The 16,105-nt window shown below is 32.7% G+C and carries 16 protein-coding genes; 3 read left to right on the top strand and 13 right to left on the bottom strand.

The features are described 5' to 3' along the window. The 4 genes from KA900_RS00770 to KA900_RS00755 form a co-directional block, all read right to left on the bottom strand. Nucleotides 1–618 carry a DUF47 domain-containing protein gene (locus tag KA900_RS00770; protein WP_096810770.1) on the bottom strand — a complete coding sequence of 206 codons (618 nt, stop codon included), beginning with the start codon at nucleotides 616–618 and terminating at the stop codon, nucleotides 1–3. 718 nt (nucleotides 619–1,336) lie between these two features. Continuing rightward, nucleotides 1,337–2,362 (bottom strand): sensor histidine kinase, encoded by a 1,026-nt coding sequence (locus tag KA900_RS00765; RefSeq protein WP_096810771.1) that lies wholly within the window; start codon nucleotides 2,360–2,362, stop codon nucleotides 1,337–1,339. Then, entirely contained in the window at nucleotides 2,355–3,029 is a 675-nt protein-coding gene (locus tag KA900_RS00760) for a response regulator transcription factor (RefSeq protein ID WP_096810772.1), read from the bottom strand. Before KA900_RS00760 ends, KA900_RS00765 begins: the two co-directional genes overlap by 8 nt. A gap of 13 nt (nucleotides 3,030–3,042) precedes the next feature. After that, nucleotides 3,043–3,960: a Rossmann-fold NAD(P)-binding domain-containing protein gene (locus KA900_RS00755; RefSeq protein ID WP_096810773.1), complete on the bottom strand. Its 918-nt coding sequence runs from the start codon at nucleotides 3,958–3,960 to the stop codon at nucleotides 3,043–3,045. A 119-nt stretch (nucleotides 3,961–4,079) separates the two neighbouring features. On the opposite strand from KA900_RS00755, the gene KA900_RS00750 reads away from it, so the two are divergent. From KA900_RS00750 to KA900_RS00740, 3 genes are all read left to right on the top strand, one after another. Continuing rightward, complete coding sequence (locus tag KA900_RS00750; protein WP_096810774.1) at nucleotides 4,080–4,586, top strand: GNAT family N-acetyltransferase; 507 nt, start codon at nucleotides 4,080–4,082, stop codon at nucleotides 4,584–4,586. A gap of 843 nt (nucleotides 4,587–5,429) precedes the next feature. Continuing rightward, entirely contained in the window at nucleotides 5,430–5,666 is a 237-nt protein-coding gene (locus KA900_RS00745; RefSeq protein WP_001159903.1) for a hypothetical protein, read from the top strand. A 6-nt stretch (nucleotides 5,667–5,672) separates the two neighbouring features. After that, complete coding sequence (locus tag KA900_RS00740) at nucleotides 5,673–7,625, top strand: hypothetical protein (RefSeq protein WP_000163792.1); 1,953 nt, start codon at nucleotides 5,673–5,675, stop codon at nucleotides 7,623–7,625. A 71-nt stretch (nucleotides 7,626–7,696) separates the two neighbouring features. Here KA900_RS00740 and dfrG read toward each other — a convergent pair whose 3' ends face one another. The 9 genes from dfrG to KA900_RS00695 all read right to left on the bottom strand — a co-directional run bounded on the left by dfrG (nucleotide 7,697) and on the right by KA900_RS00695 (nucleotide 16,099). Continuing rightward, the gene (gene dfrG, locus KA900_RS00735) at nucleotides 7,697–8,194 is read right to left on the bottom strand and encodes a trimethoprim-resistant dihydrofolate reductase DfrG (RefSeq protein WP_000868795.1); all 498 of its coding nucleotides are present in this window, start codon (nucleotides 8,192–8,194) and stop codon (nucleotides 7,697–7,699) included. 333 nt (nucleotides 8,195–8,527) lie between these two features. Then, nucleotides 8,528–9,559 (bottom strand): alpha/beta hydrolase, encoded by a 1,032-nt coding sequence (locus tag KA900_RS00730; RefSeq protein ID WP_103373388.1) that lies wholly within the window; start codon nucleotides 9,557–9,559, stop codon nucleotides 8,528–8,530. 147 nt (nucleotides 9,560–9,706) lie between these two features. Beyond that, nucleotides 9,707–10,774: a YkvI family membrane protein gene (locus KA900_RS00725; protein WP_103373389.1), complete on the bottom strand. Its 1,068-nt coding sequence runs from the start codon at nucleotides 10,772–10,774 to the stop codon at nucleotides 9,707–9,709. Between the two features lie 464 nt (nucleotides 10,775–11,238). Then, nucleotides 11,239–11,739, bottom strand: a complete 501-nt coding sequence (locus KA900_RS00720; RefSeq protein WP_096810781.1) for a hypothetical protein — start codon at nucleotides 11,737–11,739, stop codon at nucleotides 11,239–11,241. 176 nt (nucleotides 11,740–11,915) lie between these two features. Next, nucleotides 11,916–12,281, bottom strand: coding sequence for a dihydroxyacetone kinase phosphoryl donor subunit DhaM (dhaM, locus tag KA900_RS00715; protein WP_096810782.1), 366 nt, complete (start codon nucleotides 12,279–12,281; stop codon nucleotides 11,916–11,918). Nucleotides 12,282–12,283: 2 nt separating this feature from the next. Then, nucleotides 12,284–12,859, bottom strand: coding sequence for a dihydroxyacetone kinase subunit DhaL (gene dhaL / locus KA900_RS00710; protein ID WP_096810783.1), 576 nt, complete (start codon nucleotides 12,857–12,859; stop codon nucleotides 12,284–12,286). A 33-nt stretch (nucleotides 12,860–12,892) separates the two neighbouring features. After that, nucleotides 12,893–13,861: a dihydroxyacetone kinase subunit DhaK gene (dhaK, locus tag KA900_RS00705; protein WP_107644425.1), complete on the bottom strand. Its 969-nt coding sequence runs from the start codon at nucleotides 13,859–13,861 to the stop codon at nucleotides 12,893–12,895. A gap of 223 nt (nucleotides 13,862–14,084) precedes the next feature. After that, the gene (locus KA900_RS00700) at nucleotides 14,085–15,101 is read right to left on the bottom strand and encodes a FecCD family ABC transporter permease (protein ID WP_096810785.1); all 1,017 of its coding nucleotides are present in this window, start codon (nucleotides 15,099–15,101) and stop codon (nucleotides 14,085–14,087) included. After that, nucleotides 15,098–16,099 carry a FecCD family ABC transporter permease gene (locus KA900_RS00695; protein ID WP_210139272.1) on the bottom strand — a complete coding sequence of 334 codons (1,002 nt, stop codon included), beginning with the start codon at nucleotides 16,097–16,099 and terminating at the stop codon, nucleotides 15,098–15,100. The genes KA900_RS00700 and KA900_RS00695 overlap by 4 nt, the downstream gene beginning before the upstream one ends. Nucleotides 16,100–16,105: the final 6 nt, after the last annotated feature.

The following is a 16,105-nucleotide window of genomic DNA, read 5'->3' as shown; positions in this document are numbered from 1 at the left end:
TTAGCTATTTTTCATTATTATTGTTTCAAAGTTATTCGCTACAGCCTGACATTTATCGGCAACTTCTTCTAAACTTTCGTAAATTTCTTTGATTTTAATCAGTGTGATCGGATCTGTCTCACTATTAAAAATATGTTTAATAGACTGACGTAATATACCGTCACAATTAGTTTCAAATTCTTTAATATTAATAGAATGAATACGCATGTGAGAGAGTTTCTTATCAACCAATAAACCTACTGCCAATTTCATTTCAGCAATAGCTTTTTGGATATTATCAACAAATTCAGCCATATATTCATCCGTATATTCAATAGAGTACATTTCAAACATTGCGGAAGTTTCTTCTATTGCATCTAAAACATCGTCAATGGCGTTACATAAAGAGAGGATATCCTCACGTTCAATAGGTGTAATGAATGTTTGGTTCAAATCTGAAATCACTTGATGCATTAATTCATCACCATGTGATTCGTATGTTTTAATATTGTCTGAGTATGCTTTAAGATCTAAATGTGTATTAAAATCCATTTTGCCAAATTCAATTGCTGCACGGTCTAAGTTGAATACCATTTCCTCAAGTTTCACCATGAACTTATCTTTTTTCTTGTTAAACATTCAAAAAATCCTCCATTTACAGTGACCATTACAATCACCTTCAATAAATTTAAAAAAATTAGATTCCTTTAGAGACAAATTAAGATTGGCAAGATTTACAATGCGCTCATTATTTTGACAATTATTAAAATTATGTAAATGAACTTTTGCTTTCTAGGTTTAAAAAATCTTACAAATGTTGATTTGCTCTTATTTGAAAATAGCACAAATTTAACAAACTCACAATTAAATTTACAAATTCTTAACATTACATTTTAGTTAAATTAATAAAAATGTGCTTATTTCTACTATTACATTTTGCTTTTCCATAAAAAGTTTCAATTGCATATTACACATCGTTAATCAAAACTCACAATAGCAATAATTGCATAATTTCCATCTATAATCAACAACTATTTTGATTCATTTTTTAAAACTTTAAATGGTACGAACCTCTCAATTTCTATTCAATTATAAATATCAAAATAAAAAAATAAAAGAAGCAACAAAATCATACTTTCTTAAAAGATTTTGTTACCTCACTCACTATGAATATTACATTTTAATTCAAACTTATTTTAAATACACTTTCTAATTCAGGCAATCATTACCAATTACATAGAAAAGCTTAACATCTAATAGCCTAGACTCTCTATTTGTTTTCTAAGTTAGTTATAACTTAAGGGTAAAAATACACAGTTTAGATATTTGGAAGTGGTTATTTTAAAAATTGAAATAATTAATGCTCAGATAATCTGGATACTAATTCATTTTGGTTAGGGAAAATAAATTGGACTGATGTTCCTTTTTGCATTTCTGAATTAATATGGACTGTGATACCTAATTTTTCTTTTACATTTTGGACAAGATACAAACCTATACCAGAAGACGTTGTTTCATTACGATTCGAGGTGGAAGTAAAACCTTTATCAAATATTCTTGGCAAATCTTTTTGGCTAATGCCTCTCCCCTCATCTTTTATATTCAACGCTACATGATTTTTAATTAACGTTCCATTAATATGGATTGTACTATGTTCACTATATTTGACTGCATTAGATATAATTTGCCTTATCATCATTCGACACCATTTAGTATCTGTATACACCTTGTAGGATGTTTCGAAATTGAGTTCAAAGTCTATACCTTTTGCTTGGCTGATATATCTAGAAATCTGAATTTCATCAATAACTAAACGTTTTAAATCAACATGTTCATAATACATATCTTTATTTTGTGATTCTAATCTAGTTAAAAATAAATGTCTATCTAACATATCGTTGATACGTGTCCATTCGAATAATAAAGCTCTTTTTCTTGTACCGTCATTTTCTTTTTCAATTAATAACTTTAAAGCAGTAACAGGTGTTTTAATATCATGCACAAAATCAGTTAGTGAAGCTTCAGTAGACTTAATTTGCTTTTTTTGCTTTGTTACTAACATTTTTTGAGTTGTAATTTGATTATACAAATATTCAACCATTTGTTGTTGAAACGGCGTATCTGCAAGTGATTTATGCTTTAAAGCTTCAGGTTCAATATTTTCATCTAAATGTTTTAAAAATTTAACTTCTTTTATATAGGTATACAGTAAAAATATAAAACTTAACCCTATATTTAAAATGATAATATATAAAATGCTATCTACACTTAAATCGTAATCTAAGTACGCAATACCCAAAAAAATAAATTGTAAAAACAGTAGCCATAATATCCAATGCTTACGTGAACGTATAAACATCCATACCCATTTAATACTATCCATGGGCCATATACCCTTTTCCTATTTTAGTTTCAATTGCATCCTTCATATCAATATCAGATAATTTTTTTCTTAAACGATTTACATTGACCGTCAGCGTATTATCACTCACAAATGCTTCATCATCCCATAACGCAGTAATCAAAGTATCTCTAGTGACAATTGTATCTTGTTTTTTCACTAGCATTTCTAAAATAATCATTTCTGTTTTAGATAAATAAATCACCTTATCTTCTCTGCTAATGCTATCTTTTGTAAGATCAAGTGTCGCTTCTTGCCAAGTTATTACTCTTTTTTCATCTAAGCTAAATTGATAAACACGTCTATAGATAGCTTGTAATTTTGCAATTAATACATTTGTATTAAATGGCTTTTGAACATAATCATCTGCCCCTAATTCCATACTCATAACTTGGTCCATTGGGTTATCTCTAGAAGATAAAAAGAGAATTGGTGTATTTGATATTTCTCGGATTTTACGTGTCCAATAGAAACCATCATATTTAGGTAGTTTTATATCCATGATCACAATTGCTGGATCTACTTCATTAAATTTATCCATCACTAGATTAAAGTCCTCAACACCATTAACATTAAAATCCCATTGTTCTAGTTCTTCACTCAGTTCTTTAAATAATGTCATATCATCTTCCACTAACAAAATCTCCATATACTCACCTCAATTATTTTGTATATTTTATTTTTTCACCCGAATTGATACGTACTTGATAATGTTTAATTCGGCAATCGATTTCAAATCCTCTCATCATTAAACCTTGAAATGGGGATTGAAATAGATAATAAACTGGCCAAGTTAACTTAGGAATATAATCATATAAATGCACTAAGACTTGTTGTGTGCCTTTTAATTTACGGAATTCTAACTTTCCTTGCTTTTTGAAATTAGATTTTACAATTTTACCACCTACGAGCAATAAAGTAATCATGTCTGTATCAGTTTCAATCCTCTGAAGTACCAATAAAGGGTCATGCTTATTTTTTATATAAATAATAAAATAATCTTCTTTTTGAACTGTATGTAAAAAAGTACCTTTCGTTTCATCTAACCATTTAAAATAATATTCTACCATTTGATTTAAAGTCCAATTCATCGGTAATTGTATACTCAATGCACTTCTCACATCATCATATTTCGATGATTGGAGTTCTACAGCTACGTGTGGGCGCGCTACTTCCGCTTTCGTCTGTGTTACTTCAGTACCATAAGCTGATAAACGCTGTATTGTTTCGGTATCAAAACGGCTACCACTAATATAAATTATTTTGCCTACACCTTGTTTAGCTGCAGCTCTACCAAAATTATCTGCCGCTATTAAATTCATGTCTCTAGCAGCTGCCTGCGTCAATTTAGCCGAATGTTTCGTTGGATCTAAATAAAATATCGCTATATTCATGCCATTCATAGCTGATAACACATCATTATAGTTATAAATATCTTTTTCTAGCCAAATAATTTCTTTAAAATCTTTTTCCTTAGGGTACTTCGACAAAGTATATAATACCGCATCGTCTTTAATAGAGGGAATTAAATTTTTCCCTATATAGCCTGTAACACCTGCAAGTAGTATATTAGGTTTCATAATACTCCATCCTTTAACGTATATTTTCTTATTTTAAATATTCCCTAGTAAATTCAAGTTAATGATGTTAAGTTATACTATAACTGAGTTTAAAAATTAGGAATAAGGAGTGGACATATATGGTTCATCAAATTCGAGAAATTGGTATCAATGATATAGAACCTTTCGTTAAACTATTAAGCACGATCTATGATGAATCTGATTATTTGATATACAATCCGGGCGAATATGCGCCGTCTAATACAGACGCGGTTGCAACTTTAGAACATTACATTACTTCCCCTTCTAATGCCATTTATATCGCAGAAAATAATGGCGAACTCGTTGGCTTTGCAATCGTCGCTACAGAAAATTTCGAACGCACACGTCATGAAGCACATTTTTCTATGGGTGTTATAAGACACTATCGCGAAAAAGGATTAGGACAATCATTAATCAATTCTATCGAAGCGTGGTGTTTAAATCATGATATTCATCGCATCGAAGTCGAAGTAGTTCCTGAAAATACGACCGCTGTTGATTTATTTAAAAGTGCTAATTATCAAATCGAAGGAGAACTTAAAGATAAACTATTTATTGATCATCGTTACTACAATAAATATATCATGGCTAAATTACTAATTTAACGATTTAAATGTAAAAAAACATAAATAACTTTCTTATTTATAGTTTAATCTTTTTTTTATAAATATCCAAATGACAATGACATGTTTTGAATTAAGATATAAAACACTGCTTTTATTTAATTACTAAACTTTGTAAGTTGAAATTCGATGCTTTGAAAAGTGTGAAATACAACTCTAACATTTCCAAGTGCTGTCTGACTAATATGGCTAAAATCAAATAATATATCATGAATCAACTAAACCTTACCCTGTATTCCAAATGAAGTATATGCTTATGATTATGCTACACTCCTAAACTTGAACGCTAAAATTCAACTTCAGGAGTGTTTATTTATGTGTAGTAAAGTGCACTATAGATTTCAATTAAAGTTAATTCAAGTGTACAACTTTAAAACATGAAGTTATAGAATATGAGGCAAAGCATACAATATTAAATAATTTTAAATAAAATACTATTACAATCAGTGTAACGCTTTAGTTACCAAAATTTCTAATCTCATATAGTTAAAAATACAAAAAACAAGTAAATTAAAAGCAAGATATCTGTGAAAACCAGAAATCTTGCCTTGGTTAGTTAGTTTAAACAAAAATGACCACAATCAATATTAAGTAGTTCAGTTTTGGAGTACAAAAAGTGAAAATGTAAACCTAAATGAGTATCAAATTGCAACTGAATTTGATACTCGTTTTTTATTGTTAAATCAACGTTTGTTGTTAATTTACACCACAAAATGTAAGTTAAAATGTATATAAAAATGCGAACGTGAAATAATTATTGTAGGAATGCAAATTGGTGTGTTAAAATGGTTACAATTTACTAAGCAAAAAGGGGTGCATTTTCCTATGCAATTTCTTGAGCCAAAAAATAAGAACGCTAAGTCTGTGGATTGGGAAATATCAGAGCAAGTAAGGGTGATAGTTAAGCAATACGCTGAATATGCAGAGCGTACTGAAAGCGAAGCAGTGGATGAATTCTTATTGAACATTTTAGACGATAAGAAGTTTATTGAATGGATTGCCAACAAGCGAAGTAATAAGCGGATTGTTGAAAAAATGGGTATCAAAGATAGAGTGGGTTGATAGACAATGACCAAGCTTAAAAGATTAGCCACGAAGGAAGATGAAATTGTAGATGTTAAAATTCCGATTTCAAACGAAGAATTAAAAGATAGGGCTAAACAATATGATTTATTAACTCCAAAACGATTTGCAACAAGGTATAACAAAATGTTGTTCTTGCCAACGTCTTTTAAATGGAACGGTTCTGAATATCCCATTCAATATAATTACTGCATCAATCCGTTTTGTTGTAATTTTGGGAAAGAACAGCACAAATTCAAAGATGTAAAAGGGAAACCAAGTCGATATAAAATGACTGGTAGTTCCAAAGATAAAGGTCATAAAGGTATGTACTGCAATGACAATCCTATTGGCAGAGGTGTATCGCAAAACTGTACAGTAACCCCTTTATCTAATTGGTCTGTTGTTGAAGAAATTAAACGCCTTATAGAAATCAATAGCATCCAAGATGTTGAGCCAGATTATCAATTTCATAAAGAAGGCTGCTCGGAAGAAGAATCAACCCCATTCAATGAGCCGAAGCAATTTTACAAAAGGGGGAAAAGTAGGGGCAAATCTCAACGCTATCAATGTAAGGCGTGTAAGAAGTTCACTAATGTTCTACCAAAAAGAGAAGAAACCACTACTTATCACCAACAAAAGAACACCATTCTTCCAATGTTCGCTAAGATGGTTGTTGGAAGGGTTTCAGTCAGTCGTACTTGTGATATTTTAGGAATTGGAGTTGGAACCTACTATCATAAGCTGGAGTGGCTGTATAGGCGTTGTTTGGAGTTTTTAGAACGATATGAGACACAACCCCTTCAAACAAAGAAATTTAACGAGATGTGGCTTAATACGGACAAGATGCACTACTACCTAAATAACGTCCGTAAGAAAGGACAAGGTTCAAAGAAATATACGGGGTTTGAAGACCTTAATATGCAAACGTATATAGTTGTATCTGCTGAGGTCTTATCAAGATATGTGTTCCGTTCTGATGTTGCCTATGATTGGAATATTTCAATGGATGAATTAAATGAAGATACAAGAAAATTCAAAGAAGACCATCTCAATACTTTTAGTCGTAAAAATGATAGGTTAGATTGGTCTTATTATCCACAAGAACCATCCGCTAACGATAGCGAAAATAGGAATGCTTATCTTCACGAATTAGGGAAAATTACTAATAGGAGTAGATTTGTCGATGGTTTAAATGTTGATGCTCCTTATACTACAACTGCTCACTATTGGTTAATTAAACAAATGGTTAATGCCGACGAATGGCGAATGATTAGTGATGATGACTTCTCTATTAGAAACGCCTTTTATAGAGTATTCACGAAAGAATTAAGGTTGAGCGATGCACATCATTTTATTTGCCAAGTTAACAAGACGAAAAGCAGAAAACAATGCTTAAAAGAATTCGGACAAGCAAAAGCAGAACTGCTCGATTGGGGAGATATCAGAGGATTCAAAACAAAGTTTCTACGGACTTTGGCATCTCATTATCTAACTGAATTACTAACAAGTCATCAATTCCACGAAGAGGCTATTAGTAAAGATGGAGAAAGATATCGCAAATATGCCGATAACCCTATCAAACATCCATTAGCCACTAAGGATAAAGGATTTTATTCAGTTGATTGTAGAACGGATTTATCTGCTCTGGAACCAAACGAAATCGCAAAGATGCTATTAAATGTTAATGACCATTCGACCAATAGCTTTATTCAACAGATAAGACGTTATATATCATCTCTTGAAAGACCATTAACAACAGCTCGTGGTGATAAGAAGAGCTATATTTACGCTAACTTCAATCCGAAGTATGCTCAATTTGCGATTACAATTCTAAGAACTTACTACAACTTTTGTCGCCCTTTTAAATCAGCGGATAAAAAGGTTTTGACACCTGCTCAAAGATTAGGGATTACAGATAAACAATTTGATTGGAAAGATATAATTTATTTCAAATGACAAAAAGAGCTTGGAGTAATCCCAAGCTCTTGTGCTTTATCTTTACTGTTCTTCTTCAATTAACGCACCCGTTAACTCAATAAGTTTTTTCTTTCATATACATGAAAATAGTAGTTATACGGATTTTTATCATTCTTTATCCCTTTTTGGGCAAATACCTCATTCCATTCCTCATAATTCACTTCTGGAAAAAAAGTATCTCCTTCGAATTCATGATGTATTTTTGTGATGTACATTTTCTCAACATAAGGGAAAAACAAATTATAAATCTGTTCTCCTCCGAAAATAAAAATTTCTTCTTCGTTTTTACATAACTCAAAAACATCTTCTATTGAATGAACAATTTCACAACCATTAAAGGTAAACCCCTTATCTCTCGTCAGAATAATATTTCTTCTGTCAGGTAAGGCTCTTCCGATTGATTCAAGGTTCTTCCTACCTAATATTATCGGATGTCCCTTTGTAGTATTTTTAACATATTCCCAGTCCTTGGGAATCCTCCAAGGAATGTCATTCTCTTTGCCAATCACTCTATTCTTATCCATCGCAGCAATCAAAGAAACTTTCATTTATAACACAGCCTTTTTAACTAATTTACCATCTAATTTCTTATTTCTATCAAAAAACCTTTTCTCATTATCCTGCCCGTTAGTTGAATAAGCAATTTTTTCTATAAGTTATATTATCATAATACCACAAAATCACAAATTTTCATTCAATTATCATTTTCAATTGCATTTTATAAATCATTTTGTATGTAATTTGGTATGTAAGTTAAAATGAAAAAAGTAGTCCATTTTGAAGTACATTTTGTCATTTTGTACTCCAAAACTGAACTACTTAATTAAAATGGGGTGCTTTTTTGGTAAATGTATATAGGCATGATGTTATACTACATTACTTTAGTATGGATTTAGTTCAACGCCATTAGGGTTAGTCTGTTCTGCGTTAAATTCAGTTTCGACACCTGATGATGTTGTGTTTCTACTTAGAAATGCTAACACGTCTTTCATATTTTGTTGTGACTCTGGCAATTCCATATGAAATTGATATTGATGTCTTAATTTATGTGTACCATCATAAAACAATTTGTCGACCGGTACGTCTGTTGCTTTTAATTTTTTATAAAAATTAATATTTTGACTATAAAACGGATCGGCATCACCAACAGATAAAAATGTGGGCGGATAATCTTCAGTAACTTGGTTTATGGTAGACATTTCACTAATATATTTAAATTGTTGTTCCCAATTTCGTTTACCAGTATAACTTTCCATAAACAATTGAATTCTCGGAAACTCTGTTGCCCTAACTGTTTTCATATCAAAGAATCCACCAAAAAAGATTGCTGCTTTAAGTTGGTCAGGCTCAAATTGTTGTTTAAATTCCATATCTTCTCTTAATGATTCATTTGTTTGGATCGCGGCATATTGACTCGACAATTGTGCACCAGCAGAATCTCCACCAAAAATAACTTGATCAAAATCAATCGGTAATTCATGTTTATTTCTTTTAATAAAACTTACTGCTTGATCAATTTGTTGTAGTTGCATAGGATATTTAAAATCCGGCGCAAGTGCATAATTGATATTCACGACAATATACCCTTGCTCAGCAATTTTAGCTAACAAAGGATTTTTGTACTGTTTGTCTCCAGCGATGAAACCGCCCCCATGCATCCAAAAAATCACCGGGAGTTTATTATCTTGGTCTAATTCATTTGGGGTTAATATATCCAGTCGGCTATTCGGCAAGCCGGTGCCATAAGTGATATTTGTAAATGCGTTCACATTTTTATTATTGATTTGTACTTTTTCATCTATTTCTCTTGTATTTTGTCTGTCATATTGGAATTTTAAAAGTAATGCCATAATTACTGCAACAATAATAATAATGACCGTCGTGATAAGGGTCCACTTACGTTTATTTTTCATAGATTACCTTTCCTTTCGGAAGCATTGTACCATAATAAATAATTTCACAATAGTATTATTAAGAATTGACACACTAGAAAACTCAGCTTGCAGTTATTAGCAAGCTGAGCTACATTATATTTTTATTTATATTGTTTCTTTAACATTTTATGCAATGAATTTTTTGTTTTGTCGTTTTCTACTGTAGTACTTAATAAGTACGCCAATAACAACGATAAGACCAACATAACCCATAATTGGATATAAATAGTTTATTAAGCCTGCGAAACCAACAAAGCTTAAACCATAAGCTATAATTACCATAGCTACAATAAAAATATGATACTTTTTACTATATGGTTCTGTGAACCGCGCTGCGAACGAATACATTAAACCAAGGATTGTATTATACATTACAGCTAACATAATGATTGATAAGACAAGCGCTATCCATGGACTTATATCATTCGCTAGCGTCAACATTGGTATGTCTGCATCTTTAATTTTAGGAAATTCAGACTGTAACGCAAAGTTAATTAAAGCTAATAATACCGTATAAACAATACCACCAAATAAAGCGCCTGCGCCTGAAACTCTACGTCTTGAAGCGTCGCCACCGATTGCTACTATTGTACTAAACCCTACGGCAAAAGCCAGTCCACCATAGTTTATACCATATATAATTCCTTTCCATAAAGTAGCTTCTGGTACAGTCTCATTGACCTCACCAAATGAGATACTACCGTTAAATAAATAATACCCAGCAATAATAACTACTAACACAATTAGAAACGGCGTAACAATGCCTAATGCTCTAACAATTTTATTAAAATCCATCAATAGTGTGATATATATTGCAATAACCATTATCAATGCACCTAACCACGTCGGTACACCGAAACTTTCTTGAAATGTTGATCCTGCTCCAGCAATCATTGTAACTGAAATACCGAATAAGAAAAAGATAAGTAAATAGTCCACAATTTTACTGAATGCACTTCCGAATAAATAATCTAAAGTTGATTCATGGTTTTGTGCGTCAAACGCCGTACCAATCTTTGCAACTTGTCTACCTATAAATCCTAAAATGAGACCAGAAAGTATAACACCAATATATGACCACAAGCCATATGGTGAGAAGAATTGCATAACTTCCTGTCCTGTTGAAAAGCCAGCACCTACAACGATACCGACATAAGCGAAACCAATTTTTATAGCTTCTTTATTCAACCCCATGTGATAAATAACCTCCTCATAGTTAACACATTTTGTAATTATAACGTACTGACTATAATTTGCAACATGACAAAATTAAAGTTTACACAATCCATTAAAAAATAAAGATTATATACAGACTATTTATTCCTTTTTAATCATTCACTTTTACTTTTAAAAATAAATAATTGCATATCACATATACTATTATAATAAATAATATCAATTAACATTTTGCAACTTTATACATTTTCTCTTTATAAAGACACACCAAAAATACAAGTAAATTTTTTTGAAAAAATTTTTATTTTTTTAAATAAACGTCTATTTCATCCTAATCATGATTAAACAATAGTCCTATTTTTGAACATAAAAAAACCGAAAACAATCAATATAGAATCGAATTGTTTTCGGCTGAAACCATTTTCATATTCAATTGTTACCACATCAGAATTCAATCATATCCAACATTTAACTATTGCTTATTAATGTGCATTTTTAAAATGATTAAGTTCATTGAAATCGACTACTACATTATCTAAACGTTTAGCAGTTTCTTTTAATACATTACGTGCAACACTATTTGAAGGATCTATTTTCAGTATTTGGCGAGAAATCTCTAATGCTTTTTTATCAGAAATGACTGGTTCGGGAACTGCGTGTAATAATAACATTTGCAATAAGCTTTTTACTTCTTTGCCGTCAGTAAGTTTTATGGATGATTCCGCATGGTAATAAGCAGAATCTAAAGCTCCTTGTAGTTCACTTAATGGATAGACAAGTAATAGAAAAGCTAAGTCGTGCATTTCTGCAGTTTCTTCATTTTTCATCATATCTAAAATACATGTATAGAACATGATACTTTCCACTTCATGAGCACTTGAGATATAAGCTTCTTCAAATTCCATAAAATCTGTCTGGGACATAAGACGTTTTACTGACTCAAATTCGCCGTTTAAGACATGCTTCTGTATCAATGCTTTCATGGCAATGTCCTCCTAGATATCCAGATTTCTATAACAGTTATACATTATTTTACCACATCTCAATTATATATTCATTTAAAAAGAATATTTTTATCAAGTTAATTGAAGGCCTTTTAATTATAACTGTTCAATTCACACCATTGCTGAAATTTTATACATGTATCCTTGAATTTGCACTAATTGAATTGGTTGTTCAATTCATCTACTACTTCATCAATTGAGTTCCCTACAGAGATTTTTACAGCTGCATTAAAAGCACCCTCCACTATCGGTGCATTCATTTTTTCTACACGGTAATTTCCTTCATACATCTCAATGGCTAAATCAAGGTTCATCTCAGCAGAACCTATATCATAAAAACATAAAGCATCATTATCCAATTGGTTGATCATTTCTTGAATATCATCATAAGAAGTGCCAATATTACCATTTGCGCCACCTTGAGCTACAACTCCAACATCTTCTCCTACCATTTGATTAATAAGCGCTTTTGTTCCTTCAGCGATCTCCTTGCTATGGCTTACAATGATAATTTGTGTCATGGTTAATCAACTCCAATCAATGCGTTTAAGATATACACACTACTTTGGGCGCCAGGGTCAACATGACCTTTTGATGCTTCTTTGAAATAAGCTGCTCGGCCTTTTGTAGCTTCTATATTTTCGGTCAAATCTGCATAAGATTGCAGGTCCTCAAACGCTAGTGTGTCTCCATTACTCACCGCTTCGCTTGCACGTTCAATCACGTCATACATTGTTTTTTCATTCAATTCAACTTTGCCACGTTGAGCAACTGCTTCTGAAAATGTTTTGAGCACTTCTTTCAAGTTATCATTATCTAATTCATCTTTGACGACTTGTGACATTTTTACAAAACTAAAGCCATACAATGGACCAGAGGCCCCGCCAATATTTGACATTAATGCCATTCCAGTAGACTTGAATAATGCTGCCATTGAGTTATCATCTAGTTGTTCAGGCAAGGATTTAAATCCTCTTAACATATTCACGCCATGGTCGCCATCGCCAATCGCTCTATCTAACTCTGTTAATAACGGCTCTTTTTCCTCAAAAACATCAACTAAATTAAGTAGTCTCTCTTTTAACTCTGCTACATTCATATATCTTCACTCCCTCTTATATCTATCACCGTATTAAATATTAAAATACGGACTACTTGTAGATGTAGTCAGAGCTTCATATACGGCTTCAGAGTATGGCACAAATGTTAATGAAACACCTTCCATATCTAATGAAGTCATATAATCTCCGACTAACCACAGTTTAACGTCTTTTTGTTTATCATCTAATTGTTGTGACACATATTTTGTTACAATATTTAGTTCAGACAATGGCGTTGCCCCCATGCCATTGACCATGACAATCAGTTGTTTAGCTTTTACTTCTTTTAATAACTCAGCTATTAGTCGTTCTACAATCAAATCAACACTTTCAATTTTCTTACGTGCTAATCCCTTTTCACCATGTATACCAATTCCAATCTCCATTGATTCATCATCAATATCAAAGCCATATTGTCCGGTTGTAGGCACTAACGGGGGCGTTAGTGCCATACCTATAGATTTTATAGTTGGTAATAATTGTTCTAGTTTTTCTTTAATTGTAGCGAGTGACTCTCCTTTATCTGCTAGATAACCAGCAACTTTATGCACAAATACAGTACCAGCTACGCCTCTACGTTGGGTTTCATCACTTACAGCTACATCATCTTTGACTACCACTGTTTCAACTTGTATATCTTCCATCTCCGCCATTTCTTGTGCCATTTCAAAATTCATAACATCTCCGGCATAATTTTTGACAACAAGTAACACGCCATCGCCATTATCTACGGCTTTGATCGCACTTAAAATCTTGTCCGGCGTTGGAGATGTAAAGACCTCACCACACACTGCAGCATCTAACATACCTTCTGCAACGTAACCAGCGTGAGCTGGTTCGTGACCACTGCCCCCGCCAGAAACAATCGCTACACCTTTTTCTTTTTTATTTTTTCGTACCACAACTGTATCGGAAATAACTTCAATCTGTTTATTTGAAATCGTAAGACCATCTAACATATCTGATAAAAATTGTGTTTTATCTTTGATTAATTTTTTCATAACGACGACCTCCTATTTTTAGCTATTCATATATAGTATACATTATCTATAAATGTAAACGCTAACAACTCCTCGTGTACTTTTAAAAAGAGTGGGTTACTAATCAATGTGTACTGGATTGATTATAGATACCCACTCTTGTTGAATAATTATGGTTTTTTAATATTTTTTAATTTATTAGGTTTAATGTGATACTTTCATATAATTCCCCAAAATATCCCTCTTAAACTGATTTTGTTTTATACATTAAGTATAAGAAATAAGGGGCACCAATAATTGATACTACAATACCTGCTGGGATACCAGAAGGTTGTAATATGATTTGCCCTACCGTATCTGCTAACACAAGTAAAAACGCACCGATAAATATAGATATTGGTAAGAATAATTGATGTCTTGGGCCAACTATAGATTTAGCAATATGTGGGCCCAATAATCCAATAAAACCAATAGCACCAGCAACTGACACCGCTGCTGAAGAGAGTACGACTGCGATTAATAATAGCACTATGCGTTCTTTTCCAATTTTCACACCAACGCCTTGAGCAATATATTGATGCGTATTTAACAGATTTAAAACATTCGATTTTAATAATAAAAATGGGATAAGTACAATGACCCAAGGCAAGAATGCAATTACAAAAGCCCATTCGTCACCCCAAATGTTACCCGCAAGCCATGAAGCAATAAATTCCGATTGGTCTTCATCAAATGTAGACATGAGCGTGAGCGAACCACCGCTTAACGCTGTAGCCATACCCACACCTACTAATACCATACTTGCCGGCGTGATACCTTCACCCCTATTGTAACTAAATGAAAATATAATTAATGCAGTAATTATACCGCCTAACATACTGATAAACGGTAGTACATAAACAAAGTTATCTGCGCTTACTTGTCCTACCACGATAAATAATGCGATAGCGAACCCGCTGCCAGCATTTATACCTAAAATACCAGGCTCAGCTAACGGGTTTTTAGTTACACTTTGTATAATAGCTCCACTCATTGCTAAAGCAGCGCCAGCTAAAATAGTAATAATCATTCTTGGAAGCCTAAATTCCATTAAGATAAGTGTATCAGTGTATTCACCTTGTCCTATTAATGTCTTAAAGAACGTACCTACTGACATCTTGTATTCACCCGATGTCATACTCCAAGCACACGCCAATAGTACCAATATGATAAGTATCGCCATTGTTAATAACTGCTTATGTCTTAACTTTGGATCTATCATGAAAAGCGCCCTCCTCTTTTAACTAAATATAAAAAGTAAGGTACGCCAATAAATGAAATGATTGCCCCAACTGGAGCTTCACCTAACATACGAGCTACCGTATCTGCAACCAACAATAACAAACCACCTATAATAGCTGTTAATGGAAGTACACGTGCATAATCTGTACCGACTAAATAACGCACTATGTGAGGTACCATAAGTCCTACAAATACAATTTGACCAACCATGGCTACTGCAATACCAGCCATAACCATTGAAATAATCAAAGCAATTGCGCGTGTTAATGCTACGTTTTGACCCAAACCTATGGCTAGAGTTTCGCCTAAATTTAAAATAGTTAGTTGCTTACTCATCGCAACAATGATGACAAGTGCAACTATTATAAATGGAGCTGCCCATATTAATTGACCCCATGTTGTGCCAGATACGCCGCCTGCGCTCCAGAACGTCAAACTTTGATTTAATCTAAACAATAGTGCAACACCTTGACTTAAAGCTGTCAATAAAGCACTTACTGCAGCACCGGCAAGGATAATTCTCATAGGGTTAAAACCATCACTTCTTGATCTACCTATCATGAGGACTATAAAACCACCCATAATGGCGCCGATAAACCCCGCTATCATTAATACTATAAATGGGGCTGTTGGATAAAATGCAAAAGTGAGTGCTAACATGAAAGAGGCTCCTGAATTTAACCCAATCAAACTTGGATCTGCTAAGCCATTTTTAGTCACACCTTGAATAACTGCTCCTGAAGTCGCCAAAGCAACCCCGACTAACATAGCTCCTATATCTCTTGGTATGCGTATTTCACTTATTATATTATGTTGTTGATTTTTACTGTCATAATTGAAAACAGCGTCAAATATAGTTGAGATATGGATTTTAGCATCCCCAATTACAATTGATACAATCAAAGCAACAATGAGTAATACTACGCTAATGATAAATGTTGTTGTAAAATTTAGCTTCCCTTTTTTCTGTGTGGTCATCATTAC

The sequence above is a fragment of the Staphylococcus sp. GDY8P120P genome (assembly GCF_017892065.1).
Lineage (GTDB): Bacteria > Bacillota > Bacilli > Staphylococcales > Staphylococcaceae > Staphylococcus > Staphylococcus nepalensis.
The sequence above is the reverse complement of the archived record's forward strand: the minus strand, read 5'-3'. Positions and strand labels throughout refer to the sequence as shown.

Excerpts from the sequence above, each read along its gene's own strand:
- KA900_RS00700 (WP_096810785.1), bottom strand. The coding sequence starts at position 15,101 with ATGATAGATCCAAAGTTAAGACATAAGCAGTTATTAACAATGGCGATA.
- dhaM (WP_096810782.1), bottom strand. The coding sequence starts at position 12,281 with ATGACACAAATTATCATTGTAAGCCATAGCAAGGAGATCGCTGAAGGA.
- KA900_RS00765 (WP_096810771.1), bottom strand. The coding sequence starts at position 2,362 with ATGGATAGTATTAAATGGGTATGGATGTTTATACGTTCACGTAAGCAT.
- KA900_RS00740 (WP_000163792.1), top strand. The coding sequence starts at position 5,673 with ATGACCAAGCTTAAAAGATTAGCCACGAAGGAAGATGAAATTGTAGAT.
- KA900_RS00720 (WP_096810781.1), bottom strand. The coding sequence starts at position 11,739 with ATGAAAGCATTGATACAGAAGCATGTCTTAAACGGCGAATTTGAGTCA.
- KA900_RS00750 (WP_096810774.1), top strand. The coding sequence starts at position 4,080 with ATGGTTCATCAAATTCGAGAAATTGGTATCAATGATATAGAACCTTTC.
- KA900_RS00725 (WP_103373389.1), bottom strand. The coding sequence starts at position 10,774 with ATGGGGTTGAATAAAGAAGCTATAAAAATTGGTTTCGCTTATGTCGGT.
- KA900_RS00755 (WP_096810773.1), bottom strand. The coding sequence starts at position 3,960 with ATGAAACCTAATATACTACTTGCAGGTGTTACAGGCTATATAGGGAAA.
- dhaK (WP_107644425.1), bottom strand. The coding sequence starts at position 13,861 with ATGAAAAAATTAATCAAAGATAAAACACAATTTTTATCAGATATGTTA.
- dhaL (WP_096810783.1), bottom strand. The coding sequence starts at position 12,859 with ATGAATGTAGCAGAGTTAAAAGAGAGACTACTTAATTTAGTTGATGTT.
- KA900_RS00770 (WP_096810770.1), bottom strand. The coding sequence starts at position 618 with ATGTTTAACAAGAAAAAAGATAAGTTCATGGTGAAACTTGAGGAAATG.
- KA900_RS00760 (WP_096810772.1), bottom strand. The coding sequence starts at position 3,029 with ATGGAGATTTTGTTAGTGGAAGATGATATGACATTATTTAAAGAACTG.
- KA900_RS00695 (WP_210139272.1), bottom strand. The coding sequence starts at position 16,099 with ATGACCACACAGAAAAAAGGGAAGCTAAATTTTACAACAACATTTATC.
- KA900_RS00730 (WP_103373388.1), bottom strand. The coding sequence starts at position 9,559 with ATGAAAAATAAACGTAAGTGGACCCTTATCACGACGGTCATTATTATT.
- KA900_RS00745 (WP_001159903.1), top strand. The coding sequence starts at position 5,430 with ATGCAATTTCTTGAGCCAAAAAATAAGAACGCTAAGTCTGTGGATTGG.
- dfrG (WP_000868795.1), bottom strand. The coding sequence starts at position 8,194 with ATGAAAGTTTCTTTGATTGCTGCGATGGATAAGAATAGAGTGATTGGC.